General features: G+C 42.2%; 8 protein-coding genes. All 8 read left to right on the top strand.

Annotation, left to right across the window (positions count from 1 at the left end; translation table 11 throughout):
- Nucleotides 1-17: 17 nt before the first annotated feature.
- The 8 genes from AAHJ11_RS08040 to AAHJ11_RS08005 all read left to right on the top strand — a co-directional run bounded on the left by AAHJ11_RS08040 (nt 18) and on the right by AAHJ11_RS08005 (nt 17,688).
- Nucleotides 18-3,323 carry a glycosyl hydrolase gene (locus AAHJ11_RS08040; RefSeq protein ID WP_148366870.1) on the top strand — a complete coding sequence of 1,102 codons (3,306 nt, stop codon included), beginning with the start codon at nt 18-20 and terminating at the stop codon, nt 3,321-3,323.
- A gap of 45 nt (nt 3,324-3,368) precedes the next feature.
- Nucleotides 3,369-6,134: a glycosyl hydrolase gene (locus tag AAHJ11_RS08035; protein WP_148366869.1), complete on the top strand. Its 2,766-nt coding sequence runs from the start codon at nt 3,369-3,371 to the stop codon at nt 6,132-6,134.
- Between the two features lie 263 nt (nt 6,135-6,397).
- A complete protein-coding gene (locus AAHJ11_RS08030; protein WP_148366868.1) occupies nt 6,398-8,950 on the top strand; it encodes a glycosyl hydrolase family 28 protein in 2,553 nt (850 codons plus the stop codon).
- A 27-nt stretch (nt 8,951-8,977) separates the two neighbouring features.
- Nucleotides 8,978-9,910: a fimbrillin family protein gene (locus tag AAHJ11_RS08025; protein WP_117512465.1), complete on the top strand. Its 933-nt coding sequence runs from the start codon at nt 8,978-8,980 to the stop codon at nt 9,908-9,910.
- Between the two features lie 27 nt (nt 9,911-9,937).
- Nucleotides 9,938-10,837, top strand: a complete 900-nt coding sequence (locus AAHJ11_RS08020) for a fimbrillin family protein (RefSeq protein WP_148366867.1) — start codon at nt 9,938-9,940, stop codon at nt 10,835-10,837.
- A gap of 38 nt (nt 10,838-10,875) precedes the next feature.
- Nucleotides 10,876-12,513 (top strand): fimbrillin family protein, encoded by a 1,638-nt coding sequence (locus AAHJ11_RS08015; RefSeq protein WP_148366866.1) that lies wholly within the window; start codon nt 10,876-10,878, stop codon nt 12,511-12,513.
- Between the two features lie 123 nt (nt 12,514-12,636).
- Nucleotides 12,637-15,726 carry a SusC/RagA family TonB-linked outer membrane protein gene (locus AAHJ11_RS08010; protein WP_297284778.1) on the top strand — a complete coding sequence of 1,030 codons (3,090 nt, stop codon included), beginning with the start codon at nt 12,637-12,639 and terminating at the stop codon, nt 15,724-15,726.
- Between the two features lie 18 nt (nt 15,727-15,744).
- Entirely contained in the window at nt 15,745-17,688 is a 1,944-nt protein-coding gene (locus AAHJ11_RS08005; RefSeq protein WP_148366902.1) for a RagB/SusD family nutrient uptake outer membrane protein, read from the top strand.
- Nucleotides 17,689-17,735 lie beyond the last annotated feature (47 nt).

Genomic DNA, 17,735 nt, shown 5'->3' with positions numbered 1-17,735 from the left:
TACATTAATAAGATAATATGGTGTCAATAAAATATTCTTGTTTTTCTTTTTTGCTTCTTCTGTCTACATTCATTTATGGGGATGAGAACCGGACTAAACTTGCAGGATTGAAAGACGCGTTGTATGGTTTCGAGTATCTGCAAGATTCTACCCGGACGAAAGTTTGGTGGTTTCATGGTGAAACTGTGACTACCCGTGCGGGTATTACAGCCGATCTGAAGGCTTTTCATAAACAAGGAGTAGGCGGCGTGGTTTATTATGACCAGACCCATGGCAACTGTGAGGGAGCTTTTGAGGCTTTCTCTCCCGAATGGTGGGAGATGTTGGTTTTCGCTTCACAGGAGGCAAAAAGACTGGGATTAACTTTTGAAACACATATTTCCAATGGATATGTGGCTGGGGGGCCATGGATAACACCTGCGCTGGGGATGCAGAGATTGACTTCGGTGGAGACAATAGTGGATGGCGGAAAATACTTGGAGTTTTCGCTTCCTGTTCCTGAAGCACGCTCTGATTATTATAAAGATGTGGCTATATTAGCTTTTCCGTATCAGAGGGAAATACATGATGACAGCCGTGTGTTGAAGCCGGTGATAACTTGCAATAAGGCGGGCATAGATGCTAAAGCATGTTTCTCATCGTCAAAACAATTATCCGTAATTCCTGTACAAAAACCGGGAGAGTCTGTTTATATGACGCTTGATTTTGGAAAACAGTTCACAGCACGTTGCATTACCTATTCAATGGCTCCCAGAGGGAAAGCAGCTACTGATGCCATGAATGTGCCGGGTCCCCCTACAAAGGAATTTGTAGGAACAGGTTTCCGGGTTCTGCCAAATCTGGGAGAATTGGAAGTTTCTGATGACGGACTAACTTTTAAAAAAGTATGTGATTTGAAGCCTGTTTATCTTGCTCTTGGGGGATGGAAACAGAAGACTCTTTCTTTTCCGGCTGTAACAGGACGATATTTCCGTTTGAATCTGCATGATTGGTATGAAAAAAAGGATCGGAAACCGCATCTGGAGCTTGGGCAGGTGGTCTTGTCTTCTCGTGCCTGCATTGACCAATGGGAGGAGAAAGCTGCTCTGACCTCTGCATATATTGAAAATGATTTTACGCCTTCTTATCAAAAAAATGAAATCATAGACCCTGATCGGATAGTGGATCTTACGGAGCAGACAGATTCATTGGGGACAGTACGCTGGAAAGCTCCTGCCGGTAAATGGGTAGTAGTACGTTTTGCCCATGTTCCAACGGGTGGAAGGACCAAACATGGACGTAAGAACATGATTGGTTTAGAATGTGACAAGCTATCTGCCGTTGCTGCAGAGGCACATTGGAATCATTATCTGAAACACATTGCCGATTCGATAGAAGCTCATGGCGGACATTTGGACGGAGTGGTGGTAGATAGTCATGAAGCTGGTTCGCAGAACTGGACATCGGGATTTGAAAATGACTTTCTGCGTTTGCGTGGGTATGATTTAAGAAAGTATCTGCCGACATTGGCCGGATATGTAGTAGAATCACGCGAAGTGTCGGATGGATTTCTGTATGATATGCGGCGTACTATTGCGGATTTGACAGTAGAAAAATATTTCGGAACATTTCAGCGTTTGTGCAAAGAGCGTAATCTGATACTTACATCGCAGGATTTTGGCGCACTTTGTATGGCAGGCGACCCTATTCTGGCTAAGGGAAAAGTGCAGAAACCTCAAAGTGAATTTTGGGGACATCATCCTGACGGGAACTATGATATAAAGGAGTGCTCATCGGCTGCGCATATGTATGGCAAACCTATTGCATCTGCCGAAGCCTTCTCTGATGTGAAATTTAGCCAGTCATTGGCAGAACTCAAACAATTGGCTGATTATGCTTATGCTTTTGGTATCAATGAATTTGTCGGGTGTGCCTCTTCCCATCAACCTTGGCTTGATAAGCTGCCCGGAAGCACTGGCGGAGGGCGTCATTATGCATTGAACCGTACTAATACCTTTTGGGAATATAGCCGGGATTTCTGGGATTATCAGAACCGATCTTCTTTCCTTATGCGGCAAGGCATGTCTGTCATAGACTTATGTTTGTATCTGGGTGATAATGCCCCGGTTAGAATCCTGACTCATCGTCTTCCTGTCATACCGGCGGGGTTTGATTTCGATGCTTTCTCAACTGATGCATTGCTTACCCGTATGGAGGTAAAAGAAGGGCGTATTGTATTGCCGGATGGCGTGAGTTATCAGATGATGGTATTGCCGCGAAATGGAGAAATAACACTGGAGGCTTTGCGTAAGATTGCTTCTTTGGTGCAAGCTGGTGCATCTGTTTATGGAACACGTCCACAACGTTCAGGTACATTGCATGATTTGGAACATATGGTTGAATATGAAGAATTGGTCAATATGATGTGGGGAAGGAATAACACTCCTCAAGGATGTAGTCATTATGGCAAAGGAACTGTTTATTGGGGGATGTCTTTGACTGATGCAGTATCGAAAGCGGGGATGATGCCGGATGTTACTGTACCTGAAAAAAGGAAGTTTTATTATGCCCATCGCACTCTTTGGGATGGAGAAATTTATTTTCTGGATAATCATGAAGATACTCCTTTGGCGCATACATTTATTTTCCGTACTAGTAAAAGGTATGCTGAACTATGGAATCCTGTGACAGGAAAGCGTTATTCATTACAGAGTACTCTTACAGCTGACGGTCGTATTTCAGTCCCTTTGCAGATGGCTGCCCGCGAATCTTACTTTGTCATTTTCAGTGATGCGCAGAGCACAGGCCAATTGCCCGTGAAAGAGTGGAATATGCAGGAGAAGACAACTTTTATTCAAGGAGATTGGACTGTAGACTTTTCCGAAAAGCTCGGTGGTCCCGGTAAGGTTGTTTTTACTGCGTTGACGGATTGGACTAGCCATAAGGATGAACGTATCAAGTATTATTCCGGTACGGCTGTTTATCGCCATAATCTGATGATGGACGACAAGCGGTCTGAATCGCGGTATTTGCTGCGTTTTGACAAGCTTGCCTCCATTGCACGCATCGTGTTGAACGGGCGGGAAGTCGGTACGGTGTGGTGTTCGCCTTGGGAAATAGATATTACGGAAGCTCTGGAGACAGGGGAAAATAAACTGGAGATTTATGTAGCAAATTCTCTGATGAATCGCATGATTGGAGATTCTATGCTGCCTGAAGATCAACGTATCACTTATTCTGCTACTTCTATAGCAACACCCGGAATGTCATTGATACCTTCAGGTATTATAGGATCTGTACAGTTGGTTCGGCAGATGTCTGCGTCCAATTCTTCTGATAAATAAAAGATGATAATATTTGATTTACTATTGTTTATGAAAAATGTGTGCTTGAATAGAAAATACATTACAACATTCTGTTTGCTTCTGACGAGTTGGTATACGCTTACTGCACAAGAATGGCCGGAAATACAACCTGAAGCCCGTCCCGCTACCCGTTGGTGGTGGATGGGGAGTGCAGTAGATGAGGTTAATCTAACCTATAACTTAGAAGAATATGCTAAAGCCGGATTGGGAGGGGTGGAAATCACTCCAATCTATGGGGTACAAGGTAATGATGCCAATAATCTCTCTTTTTTAAGTCCTGAATGGATGAAGATGCTCCGGCATACCCAAGATGAGGGAAAACGACTGGGAATAGAGATAGATATGAATACCGGGACGGGATGGCCGTTCGGCGGACCGGAGGTCGATATGAAGGATGCGGCCACCAAGGCTATCTTTCAGTCTTATCAGGTGAAAGGAGGTGAGGCAGTCAGTCTTGATGTCAGTGTTCGGGATAAAAGACAAAAGCCAGTGGCTCATTTGAGTTGCGCCATGGCTTATTCCGACAAAAAACATTGTCTGAATCTGACTTCCTACGTACATGATGGAATACTGCAATGGCAGGTTCCCGAAGGTAAATGGGAGATTGTCGTGCTCTATGTGGGCAAGACTTTTCAGAAGGTGAAACGTGCTGCACCGGGTGGAGAAGGGTATGTAATGAATCATTTGGACCGGGATGCGGTCAAGCGGTATTTCTCTAAATTCGACAGGGCTTTCCGGGAGAACAAGATGGTTTATCCACATACATTCTTTAATGACTCTTATGAAGTATATGGAGCAGACTGGACGCCCGATTTTCTGGAGCAATTCGCCAGACGGCGTGGTTATAAACTGGAAAACCATTTCCTCGAGTTTCTGGATCAGGGTCGTCCGGATATTACTGCCCGCATTGTTTCCGATTATCGCGAGACAATATCCGAACTTCTCATCGAGAATTTCAGCAAGCAGTGGACTGCCTGGGCACATAGTCATGGAAGCATTACCCGCAATCAGGCGCATGGTTCTCCTGCTAATCTGATTGATACATATGCTTCTGTGGATATTCCCGAGTGTGAGGGTTTCGGACTTTCTCAATTCCATATCCAAGGATTACGCCAGGATTCATTGACCCGTACCAATGATTCCGACCTGTCGATGTTGAAGTATGCTTCTTCTGCCGCACATATTGCCGGAAAACCGCTTACTTCCTCGGAGACATTTACTTGGCTCACCGATCATTTCCGTACTTCGCTTTCACAGTGTAAGCCGGATATGGATCTGATGTTCCTGTCGGGAGTTAACCATATGTTCTTTCATGGTACGCCTTATAGTCCTAAAGAGGCTAAATGGCCGGGATGGAAGTTTTATGCTTCTATTAATATGTCACCCGCCAACAGCATTTGGAAAGATGCTCCTGCTTTTTTTGAATACATCACACGCTGTCAGTCTTTCCTTCAGATGGGAAAACCGGATAATGATTTTCTGCTTTATCTTCCTTTATACGATATATGGCAGGAGCAGCCCGACCGTTTGTTACTTTTTACTATCCACCATATGGCCAAACGTGCGCCGAAGTTTATCGAAACAGTCCATACGATTACAAAAAATGGATATGATGTAGATTACATATCCGATGCTTTCGTTCAAAGTACCCGTTGTCGGGATGGAAAGCTGATTACAGAAGGTGGAGCGTCTTACAAAGCACTTATTATTCCGGCTGTCAAACTTATGCCGGAACGTGTGCTTCAGCATCTTCTGAAATTGGCAGAGGAAGGGGCGACCCTTATTTTTATAGAGAACTATCCCGAGGATGTACCGGGCTATGGTCAATTGGAGAAACGTAGAAAGAACTTTGCCGGATGGAGAAAACAACTTCCGTCTATTTCTACTTTTGACAGTACGCTTTCCACACCTTATCAGAAGGGGACGATTATTACAGGGAAAGATTATGGGTCTGCATTGGCTAAGAGCCTTGTTTTTCCTGAAGAAATGAAAGTTCTCCATGGTCTGCAATATATCCGTCGTTCCAATGATAAAGGTTATCATTATTTTATATCTTCCTTACAAAGCCGGGGAGTTGATGATTGGGTAACGCTTAGCGTATCTGCCGAAGATGTAATGTTATTCAATCCGTTGACCGGAGAAAAAGGAAAAGCACAGACCCGGATACAAAACGGGCGGATACAAGTACGATTGCAATTACGCTCCGGAGAAAGCGTCATCCTGCAAACTTTCAATCAACCGCTCAATCAGGTGGAAAAATGGAATTATATTCAGGAACAACCTGTCAGCCTCTGTCTCGACCATAATTGGAAATTGCATTTCATAGAAAGCATTCCTGCAATAGAAGGAGAGTTTTCAATAGATACTCCTTCTTCATGGACGGAGATAGGGCATCCGGATGCTGCTGTTACGATGGCTACCGGAGTCTATACCAATGAAATACAACTTCCGGAAATCTCTGCTGACGACTGGATACTGGACTTGGGCGATGTGCGTGAAAGTGCCCGTGTACGTATCAACGGTCAGGAAGCAGGAGTAGTCTGGGCTGTTCCTTTCCGGCTAAAAGTGGGGAAGTGGCTTAAACCCGGTAAAAATATCATTGAGATAGCAGTGACCAACTTACCCGCTAATCGTATCAGTGATATGGATCGCCGGGGAGAAAACTGGCGTATCTTCCATGACATCAATATGGTAGGCTTGAATAATAACCATAATCCTTATAGCAATTGGCAATCATTACCTTCGGGGCTGAACGGGATGGTGAAGTTGATTCCCATTAATTGTCAATAGACAAATTAAGCCGCGCAGGAGTGTGTATTTCCGAACTTTTGTCCATACATTGGTATCTGAATCCAGCTCAATTTTATGCATAGCGGTTACTTTTGTGCAGTGATTATAAGCAACTTTGGCATTTTAAATGGTTCTGATGTCAATAGTCGGCTTTTGGAATGAACTGACAGAACCTACCTTATTTTTTAATGAGAAACAATGAAGAGCAAAGGAGCGTTTGGCATGTGCCGTTTAAGTTTGCGTTCCTATTTATTATTTGTTTGATGGCGTCCTATCTACTTCATGCTGTCGAAATACCAACCAAGAACAATGTCGGTCCATCTTTTATGACCGATACTATTGGAAGAATTGACGCACCATTCCATATGCCGCAATTGCAGCGACCGCAGTTTCCTGACCGCAAGATGGTGGTGAAGATGAAGAAACGTGGACTTTCCACTTCGGATATCCAAAATGTGATAGACAAGTTGGCGGATGATGGTGGCGGAACTGTGGTTATACCATGTGGTAAATGGAAAACAGGGAGAATTATTCTCAAGAGTAATATCAATCTTGAAATTCAAGAGGGGGCAGAGTTGGAATTTAGTGGATTTATTAAGGATTATCTGCCTGTGGTTTTTACCCGTGATGAGGGTATTGAAATCTATTCTCTTGGCGCATTTATTTATGCTTGTGATGCCGAGAATGTAGCTATTACCGGTAAAGGGCGTATTATTGGTCCTTCAACAGACTGTGAGATTTTCCGTATCAATAAGGAGAAAGCTTTGCATATTGAAAAGGTTGTAGGTGACAAACTTTTAGCGGAGCGTATTTACGATGGCATCAAAAACGCAGAAGTGTTTTTACCGAAGACCATTGCTCCTATCAACTGTAAGAATGTACTGATTGAGGGAGTTACTCTTGACCAGGGACTTTATTGGAATATCGTTCCGCAATATTGTGAGAATGTGATTATCCGGGGTGTCACTGTAACGAGTTTTGGACATGGACGTACGGATGGCATTGATGTGGAGTCGAGCCGTAATGTATTGATAGAATATTGCTCTTTGGATTGTTCGGATGATTGTTATACAATCAAGTCGGGACGTGGTGAGGATGGAGTGAAAATAGGACAGCCATCCGAGAATATTGTTATCCGTTATAGTATTGCGAATCGTGGTGCCGGTGGCATTGTTTGTGGGACAGAAACGGCCGGAGGCATCCGTAATGTATATATGCACGATTGTGTGTTTGACGGAACTGACCAGGCGTTCCGTTTCAAGACGCTTCGTCCGCGTGGAGGCGGTGCAGAGCAGATCTATATAGAACGGGTGAGGGCCAGACTGAATGGTGCCGCTTTCTATTGCAATATGCTTGGCTCCATCAAATGGGGAGGAGATTTGGCTAAACGCTTCCCCGCACGCAAGATAGATGAATTTACACCTGATTTTCGTGCAATAAAAATAAATGATGTTATAATTGAGGACTGTTGCAATCTGATTGATGTGGATGCATTACCCGAACGTCCGCTCGCCAATGTATACATCAGCGGTATCACCGCTAACTGCAAAAATTTTGGAAAAATGCGTGATGTATCATCGTTCACAATCAAGAATGCAAGGATTACAACTGTTGATCCGGTTTTGACAGTCGATGGTTGCAATGGTGTGATATTGCTCGACGTTAAAAATATGGATTCAAACAAGCCTATTCAAATTAACTATGAGGGTGAGAAACAGGATTCGGTGTTAATGCAGGATTATCCGTTGACTTATCATTCGATAAAGCCCGGTCAGTTATGGCTTGATACCAATGGTAACCCCATTCAGGCACATGGTTTCCAGATGTTCGAGAAAGAAGGGACCTATTATTGGTATGGTGAGAATAAAGAATACACCACTTTGGGCAGTAATGTCTGGACTTATGGCATCCGTTGTTATCGTTCGCGCGATTTCTACAATTGGGAAGATTGTGGACTGATTATTAAACCTGATACGGTAAATCCATTGTCTCCGCTACACTATTCGCAGACGCTCGACCGTCCTCATATCATATATAATGAGAAAACCGGTAAATACGTATGTTGGATAAAGAGTATGGATACTGACGGGTATTTTGTCATTCTTCAGGCTGATGATTTTCTGGGGCCTTATGAATATGTGCGTTCGCTGAAACCCGGAGGCTATGGTGTGGGTGACTTTGATATGTATGCCGATCCGGAGACAGGGAAGGGTTATGTATGGTTCGAACGTCCTCATTGGGAGATGATATGTGCTCAACTTACTGACGATTTCCTGAACATAACTTCCGGCTATTCCAAGCATTTTGTCGGACTTCGTCCGCCTTTCACTCGTGAGGCACCTACTCATTTCATGCACGAAGGTAAACACTACCTCTTTACATCGGGTACCACCGGGTATGTACCGAATAAATCGCTGGTTACGTCGTTTGATGATTTTCATGGAGAATACGTTGATCTTGGTAATCCGCATCCTGCTGATAAATATGAATCTTCATTCTTTTCACAGATTACCGATGTGATTAAAATTCCGGGAAAAAATCTGTATGTGGCTTTGGCTGATCGTTGGTTACCAGAACTGACCGATACGGATATTCCCATACGAACGGCAAAGAATAAGGAAAAGCATTATGTCAATCACCAGCCGTTTCCCAAAGACTTTAGTGAACCTAAGACAAGAGACAAGCGTAATCTACGGCGTACTAAATGGGATGTGACTTTCAATGCAACCTATGTATTTTTACCTATTACATTTAAGGATGGCGTGCCGCAGATAGAATGGCTTGATGAATGGAAGATCGAAGATTATGAGAATTAAATTTTGTTTAATTTATAATGTGAATGTATGAAAAACATGTATTTATGGGTGGCAATATCTTTGATGTTTTTGGCCGCTTGCAATAATGAAGACGAAGCAGTGAGCACGGATCCGATGGACTATCCAGCTGAAATTCGTGGAGTGGTGAAAGATTATGCTGCCACTGAAACTACTAAAACCGTCTCTTCCATTTGGACTGAAGGAGACGCAATCGGTGTGACTACGGCTGCAGGAATCTCTAAGATTTCTTACATCATGACAGATGACCGTAATGTCAAATATGCGTATAATGCAGAAAAAGATGTTTTTCAGGTAGTCAGTAAAGAGGGAGAGGATCATACTATTTATTTTAAAGGTCCTTATACGATGAGTATGACAGCATATGCTCCCTATACTGGTGAGAGAGGAACGTTGGCAGGAGTGATACAAGCTTCCACCACATCCGAGAAACAAGTTGGTACGGCACGGGCTACTATTGATTTCCTGTATGCCGAAGGTGGCGGCTCTCAAACGAATCCGAGAGTTGAGTTTCAATTCTTTCATAAGATGTCTCAATTGGTGTTGGCTTTCAAAGCGGGTGGCGGTCTTGAGTTGGATGATATCTCTTATACATTGAAAAATATCATATTGGACGGTTCTTTTGATACATCTGCCGGAAGTGTCGCTTCAGGTAAGACTACAGGGAATATCAATATGTCGTTGGCTAAAGGTAAAGAGATGAACTCTTCGGTGATCGTTTTTCCACAGAAACTGGCTTCTACTCTTCTTCTTGAACTGGCTATGGGAGGTAAAACTTATGCCCAGCCTATTGGGAATGGTATTGATCTGATTTCTGGTAATACGTATATTTTTGATGTAACGATTGCTCCTCAATCGATGACTGTCAGTCCGGCCAAGATAGAGGATTGGATATGGGGTGAAAATAGTGACCATTATGTGATTGCCGGTGAAAGTGAATAAGGTAAGTTAATTATAAACGAAAATATTATGAGAAAACAGAATGTATGGGCTTTGTGCCTGATGGGGATGGCCTGTCTGGTATCCTGTAATAATGAGCAAGAGTTTTCCTATATGAAGACTGATTCTCCGCTGAATCTGACCGCTGTACAAGTGAAGCAATCGGTGCAGTCGCGTGCCAGTTCAGATAATCAATGGATAGGTGATGGTACGGAACACGTTTCTGTCAGCGATGGAAGTGATGCTGCTACTTATACGGTGGTAAATGAGAATGGAGAGCTTCAATGTTCCGATGAGAACAATCAGCTGTACTGGGCGTCAGCTACAGAAGAGCAGACGGTAACTGCCTGGTATCCTGCTACTGCGGATAATAAGTTATGGGAAAGTTGGACTGTTAAAAGTGATCAGTCGGGTGACGGTTATCAACAGTCGGACATGATGTATGCTAATACAAAGGTGGCTTTACAGGGAAGCCATGTGTTGCCTTTCCGCCATCAGACAGCTAAAGTGATTGTGCATTTACTTAAAAATGAGGTGATGGCTGAAGAACTTGCCGGAGCAACGGTGACAATTAAAAATGTAGCACTTCAGGGAAATGTAAACGAAGGTGCTTTGATCCGAAACGAACAGGCTGGGGTTGAGGATGTGAATCCTAAAGCCGTATCTCCAATGAAAGACTATTTGGCGTCTTATGAAGCATTGTTGATACCACAGTTGGTAAAAGATAAAGTCTTTATTGAAATAAAGACGACCGGCGGTAAGACTTTTACTTATAAGCCCAAAGGTAATGAAGGATTGCTTGAAGGGACCTATCAGAATATTTATTATGTGACAGTCGGTAAACCGGGCATTTCTGTTGTAGTCGAAAGAGGCGGTCTGCAATGGGGACAGGAAGGAGAAGACCAGATTGTTGATATGACCCATGAATAAGAATCCACATGTTTTAGTAATCAGAAAAAAGAATCATTATGAAATTCTATAAATACTTATCATTGGCTGTTTTGTTTGCCCTGACTTTGGCTGCTGGTGGTTGCTCGCAAGAAGATAACTTTCCGGACGCTAATGGAAATATGGTTATCAATGTGTATGATGCCGGAATGGAAGCTGTTGGCGGAAATTCACGTGCTGTGACAGACGAAAATTATACTACTGTATTTGAAACAGGAGATTGTATCGGACTTTTTGCCATAAAGGACGGGGCGGTCTGGAATAATATGAATAATGTCAAAGTAACTTATACTGAAAACGGGACCTGGGCTTCGGAGATTGCGCTGCAATATGATGACGAGCAGGAAGGAGTTGCTTATTATGCCTATTATCCTTATCAGGATGGCAAAACTTATCAATCTGGTACGATAGAGAATTTTCTTACGAAAATGGCAAATAAATGGACTCCGGCAGCAGACCAATCGGATAAAGATAAATTCGCTGCCTCTGACTTGATGACGACAACTGAACCTTCATCAGTTATTCAGGAAGGAAGCGGACAGTTTACAATTCGTTTGTCTATGAAGCATCGTATGGCTATGAGTGTGTTGGTAATGCCTGAAACGGAATATAAATTCTCGGATGAGACATTGAATGAGATTCCTTATATTGCCAAAGAGCATGCATCTATGTTTTATATGACTTCTGTGAGTGATGAAAATGTAGTGAGACCTTATCTGGCTGATGATGGTTCTTATCGCTTGATTATAAAACCGTCTGATGCAAACAGTCTGATTGTTACCCAAGGCACTTACAATGATAAAAAGTATGAATTTACAGCTTCTATAAATGAGGGGAAATACCAACGATTTTTATTAGGTGGTGGAAAGAAGATTGTTGAACATGAGCTGAAAGTGGGTGATTTCTATTGTTCGGACGGTAGTATCGTTTCGGGGAATGCAGAAGAAGTACCGGAAAATTGTATAGGTATTGTCTATTATGTAGGAAATCCACAGCCTTCGGTATTGTATCCGGAAAAGGTAAGTACGGATGGTTCGCAGCCTTTTGATGAGGCACACGATGCATTGAGACGTGATCACCCTTCATGTGTGCATGGATTGGTTTATGCGTTGGATTATGCAAATGATGTGATTAAACTTTTTGGAACCAAAGGAAATAAGCCTGATATGGAGGGTATAGCCTCTGCTTATACAAGTTCATATTTATGTAAGAGTGGTAGCCGGGAACCTCATTATAAAAGTATTTTAGGCTATAATAATACTGAAGTATTGAAGAAACTTGCTGATTATGCAATTGAAAATAGTGCGGATTGGGATCTGTTGAATATGGTATCTTGTCTGGATTCATATAATAAACAGAAAGTACTTCCGTCAGGATTGACTTCCGGATGGTATTTGCCTTCTATTGAAGAAATGAGAATGTTGATTAATGAAACTGAAACAATTAATGCTTCGATAGCGAAAGCTAATGGCTTGGCATTATGGTATCTCAATGGAACGGAGGCTGCAAATGACCCGAGAGGTCGGTTTAACGGATACTGGAGTTCATCATTACGTGCCGGTTATCTTTTCTATATGGTGAAAGATGGGAAAGAAGGTGATAGTATCAATGGATATGTATGGAACTTGGGATATTTCCGTTTCTCGTTTGCCTTTTAGAAGTTTTAATGGCTTTTGTTTAACTTAATAATATAAGTAATGAGTGGAATAATAATATTCAAGTGGTATAGTCCTAAGAAAATCACACAATATCTTTTGTTACTGGGACTTGCTGCAGGTCTAATGCCGATAGAAAAAACACAGGCGGCTTCATCTGTCCAGCTGGTGCAACAGCAGACAGTGAATGTAAAGGGAACCGTACTCGATAGTCATGGAGAACCTGTAATAGGTGCAAATGTGGTGGTAGATAATACTACACAAGGAACTATTACGGATATTGATGGCAATTTCAAACTTTCAGTTCCGATGGGGGCAAAGTTAAAAATATCTTTTATTGGATATGAAACACAAACGGTAGTTGTGAAAAACGCTAAGATGAGTATTGTTCTTGCCGATGATTCAAATGTATTGGATGAGGTGCAAATTGTAGCCTATGGAGCGCAGAAGAAGGTGACAGTGACTGGTGCGGTTTCTGGTGTGAAAGGAAGTGATTTGTTGAAGACACCGACTGGTTCTGTAACGAATGTCCTATCCGGACAATTGACTGGTATCACTACGGTACAGTATTCCGGTGAACCGGGGGCGGATGTGGCTGAAATTTTTGTCCGTGGACAAGGAACCTGGAACAATTCGGCTCCATTAATTCAGGTGGATGGTGTGGAACGTACTTTCAATGAAATCGATCCCAATGAAATTGAAAGCATTACGGTGTTGAAGGATGCGTCGGCTACTGCTGTATTCGGTGTACGTGGTGCGAACGGTGTTGTTTTGATTACTACCCGGCGGGGAACAGAGGGGAAAGCAAAAATCTCATTTACGACTTCTGCCAGTGTATTGATGCCGACCAAGACAGCAAAGAAAGCCAACGCTTACCAATATGCGGATTACTATAATCAGATGCAACGTAATGATAACCCGAATGCTACTCCGATGTTCTCTGATGATATAATGCAAAGATTTAAGGATCATTCTGATCCGATACGTTTCCCAGATGTAGATTGGGTGGATTATTGTTTGAAAGATGCGGCATTGCAGAGCCAGCACAATATCAATATCAGTGGAGGAACCAGTAATGTCCGTTACTTCGTCTCTGCCGGTGCTTATACCCAAGGGGGACTGTTTAAACAATTCGATACGCCACATAATGTGTCGTTTCAATACAAACGTTTTAATTATCGTTCCAATTTAGATATTGATGTAACAAAAACGACGACTATATCATTTAATTTGGCAGGAAGTATTGATAATCAGAACCGTCCGTTTAGTGGAGGGGATACTTCTGATTTGGTACGTGATTTATATACTTCGACCCCGTTTTCCAGCCCGGGATTTATTGATGGCAAGTTGGTGCAGACATCAACGGACTATACTGATTTGGCATTGCCTTTCACGGGAAGTACCGGTATGTCTTATATTTCACGTGGTTATCAATCCAGAAGTAAAAACAAGTTGAGTGCTGATTTAATCTTGAAGCAGAAACTGGATATGATTACCAAAGGGTTGTCTTTCAATGCGAAAGGATCTTATAACAGTGATTTCACTATTACGAAGAATGGTGAACAAGACATTGCTACTTATACGCCTTGGGTGTTGGCAGACGGCACATTAGGGTATCGTAAAACGAAGGATGCCGGTCGTTTGACTTATAGTGAGAAATCTGGAAAAGGTCGTAACTGGTATATGGAAGCCGGTTTGAACTACAATCGTTCGTTTGGCAAACATAATGTGGGGGCATTGGTATTGTATAATCAGTCCAAAACTTATTATCCGTCGGTATATTCAGATATTCCGTCGGGGTATGTCGGTCTTGTAGGACGTCTGACCTATGACTGGAATACCCGCTACATGGCAGAATTTAATGTCGGTTATAATGGTTCTGAAAATTTTGCTCCGGATAAACGTTTTGGTACTTTTCCGGCTGCCTCTATTGGCTGGGTAGTCAGTGAAGAGAAATTCTGGAATCCTGTCAAGAAAGTTATCAATTATATGAAATTCCGTGTGTCTATGGGACTTGTCGGTAATGACAAGGCTGATAATTCCCGCTTCTTATATACTTCTGACCCATATTCTGTGGATGATGCTCTTCCTGCAGGCGGTGGAAAATTCGGACATGGGTACTTCTTTGGAATAGAGAACTCTACTGCTTCCATGGGAGCTTTTGAGAAAGCTAAGAATAATCAGAATGTGACTTGGGAAAAGGCGTTTAAGCAGAACTATGGAGTAGATTTTACTTTGATGAATGAACGATTGAATGTGAGTGTTGATTATTATAAGGAAAAACGCCGGGATATTTTGTTACGTGACTACACGGCAGCAGGTATACTTGGATTTATTACTCCTTATTATAATATGGGACGTGTAAACAGTTGGGGATGGGAACTATCCATGAAATGGAATGATAAAATCGGTGATAAATTCCGCTATTGGGTTGGACTGAATTTATCTAATAATGAAAATGAGATTATTGAAAAGAAAGAGGCACCGCTGAATAATAATTATCAGTATGAGAAAGGACATCGTATCGGAGCACGTTCATTGTATAAGTTCTGGCGGTATTATGATGAAGGAACTCCCGCTCTATATGAACAGACTTTTGGAAAGCCTTTTCCCGATCATAGAACTGATTTGCAACCGGGAGATTGTGTTTATGTTGATTTGGACGGAAATGGTGTAATTGATTCTAATGATATGACTCGTGAACTGGGTTACACGGATGATCCGGAATATATTGCCGGATTGAATATGGGATTTAGTTGGAAAAATTTCGAATTCAGTATGCAATGGACAGGAGCCTGGAATGTAAGCCGTATGTTGGATGAGGGTTTCCGTACCCCATTTACGAGTAATGCAGATACGACGACGGGTGGTTTGTTACTGTATCAGTATGAGAGTACCTGGACACCGCAAAATCCGTCGCAGAGTGCTGCCTATCCACGTGCTACATGGGCAAATGCCGAGAACAACTATGCCGATTCGGGTTTGTATGAAGTCAATTCCAGTTATTTACGTTTGAAAACTCTGCAGGTTGCATATAATTTTCAGTTCCCTCTAATGAAGAAATTGAAGATGAATACATGTCAATTAACGTTTAGTGGATATAACTTGCTTACGTTTACCGGATTTAAATGGGGCGATCCGGAATCAAAAGTAGCCGGTGCACCTACTTATCCATTGACAAAGACTTATTCTTTGAGTTTGAAATTAGGATTTTAATCGGTAGAAGTTATGAAAATGAAGATACGAAATAAGATAATAGTTCCCGTTTTAGTTGGAATGATGATGGCAGTTCCCTTTTCATCTTGTACGGATGAATGGAAGTTTGGAAATTCTTTTTTGGAAAAAGCACCGGGTGGGCAGTCGACTAAAGATACAGTTTTTAACAGTGCGAAATATACGCGTGAATTCTTGACGGGTATTTATGCCTTGCAGTATTATGGGCTTCCTTATGATAATCTCTTTACACAGATTCCTTATCCGAATGATACATATATAGGGAAGTTTGATGTCTTGTCGGATTGCTGGCATAATCATTGGGCGAATAGTGCTTTAACAAAGGTGTATTATTCCGGTACACATTCGGCAAACTATGATGCTCATCAAGAGAAATTTGATTTTTTGAGAAGTAATGTATGGGAGGCAGTTCGTGCAAGTTGGCTGTTGATTGAGAATATTGATGGAGTTCCTGACTTATCGGGGGAGGAGAAGAAACGAATGGTTGCCGAAGCGAAGTGTATCATTGCCGCTCGTTATTTTGACACATTCCGTCATTACGGTGGATTGCCTATTATTCGTTCCTCATTCGAGGGAACAAGTAATGATATACCACGTGGTACAGTGGAAGAAACCGTGAAATTTATGATTCAGCTGTTAGATGAAGCTAAAAACGATTTGCCTTGGGTTTATGAGGATATGCAGAATGATGCCGGACGTTGGACTAAAGCCGGAGCAATTGGGGTAAAGTGTAAAATCTGGAATTTTGCCGCTTCTCCTTTATTTAATGATAATGAGGCTTATTATCCCGGAGCAACTAGTTTGGCTATTTGGTATGGCGCTCGTAAACCGGAGCTTTGGAACAATTGTCTGGAAGCCTGCGAGGAGTTTTTCAGGGAATGGAATAATGAAGGTTATTATCAATTAGAACGGGCTGCCGGAAGTCGCCCTGAAGACTATCGGCTGGCTTATCGTAAAGGATATTCTACTCATGGAAAGGAAATGATTCATTCGACTCGTGTGTATGATAAAGTTGGTAGAAAATATAATTGGTGGTATTGGCAAAATGATGATGTTCGTCGATTGAACTACACTCCGACACAGGAGTACGTAGAAATGTTCCCATGGAAAGATGGAAAACCTTTTAACTGGGAAGAATTAAAGGATGCCGGAAAGTTGGATGAAATGTTTTCTAAAGGGACGATTGCTGCCGGTGTAGAGTTGACTCGTGACCCCCGTTTGTATGAGTCGGTAATTGTTAATGGAATGCCCAAGCAAATGGATTGGAATACGGGTAATATGTCGGGAACCAGCTATGAGTTATGGAGAGGAGGTACAGATGCCAAAACTGACCCTGCCAATGAGGATGGTAAATATGCCACTGGCTATGCTAACAATAAATTCTATATGGGTACAGATTATGATGGGAAGTATGCCTTATGGTCATATTTGCGTTTGCCGGAGATTTATTTGATTTATGCGGAAGCGATTGTGCAGACTGGTGGAAGCCATTCAGATGCAATCGCTAAGGTAGATGAGGTTCGTAAACGTGTGGGGTTAAATGGTTTGGAAGAATGTAATCCGGATAAAGATTTGAGTTCTAAGGACGTTTTACTGAATGAAATTCTACGAGAGCGTGCTTGTGAATTAGGAATGGAGGATGCCCGTTTCTTCGATATGATTCGCTATAAGATGAAAACACGTTTTGAGACACCTTTACATGGTTTGCATATTTACCGCCTGAATGCTAATGGTGAGCGTATTCTGACTTCTTGTCCCTGGTTTGGTGGAGATAAAGCCAATGGAGTTGCCCAACCTACCCATTTTGAATATGAAAAGTTCTCTTTGACAAATGTAGAGCGTTACTGGTGGAAGAATGGTTTTGATCCGAAATGGTATTTGTCTCCATTTCCACAGGCAGAAGTGAACAAGGGGTATGGTCTGGAACAGAATCCGGGATGGTGATTCATATAATGTGATTGATTCTACTAACAATTGAAAAAGAAAGAATT

The sequence above is a fragment of the Bacteroides sp. 90-K9/2 genome, assembly GCF_047310725.1.
GTDB lineage: Bacteria > Bacteroidota > Bacteroidia > Bacteroidales > Bacteroidaceae > Bacteroides > Bacteroides vicugnae.
The sequence above is the reverse complement of the archived record's forward strand: the minus strand, read 5'-3'. Positions and strand labels throughout refer to the sequence as shown.

Bases quoted from the DNA above. Each gene is read 5' to 3' on its own strand.
- AAHJ11_RS08040 (WP_148366870.1), top strand. From the start codon at position 18: ATGGTGTCAATAAAATATTCTTGTTTTTCTTTTTTGCTTCTTCTGTCT.
- AAHJ11_RS08030 (WP_148366868.1), top strand. From the start codon at position 6,398: ATGGCGTCCTATCTACTTCATGCTGTCGAAATACCAACCAAGAACAAT.
- AAHJ11_RS08025 (WP_117512465.1), top strand. From the start codon at position 8,978: ATGAAAAACATGTATTTATGGGTGGCAATATCTTTGATGTTTTTGGCC.
- AAHJ11_RS08020 (WP_148366867.1), top strand. From the start codon at position 9,938: ATGAGAAAACAGAATGTATGGGCTTTGTGCCTGATGGGGATGGCCTGT.
- AAHJ11_RS08015 (WP_148366866.1), top strand. From the start codon at position 10,876: ATGAAATTCTATAAATACTTATCATTGGCTGTTTTGTTTGCCCTGACT.
- AAHJ11_RS08010 (WP_297284778.1), top strand. From the start codon at position 12,637: ATGCCGATAGAAAAAACACAGGCGGCTTCATCTGTCCAGCTGGTGCAA.
- AAHJ11_RS08005 (WP_148366902.1), top strand. From the start codon at position 15,745: ATGAAGATACGAAATAAGATAATAGTTCCCGTTTTAGTTGGAATGATG.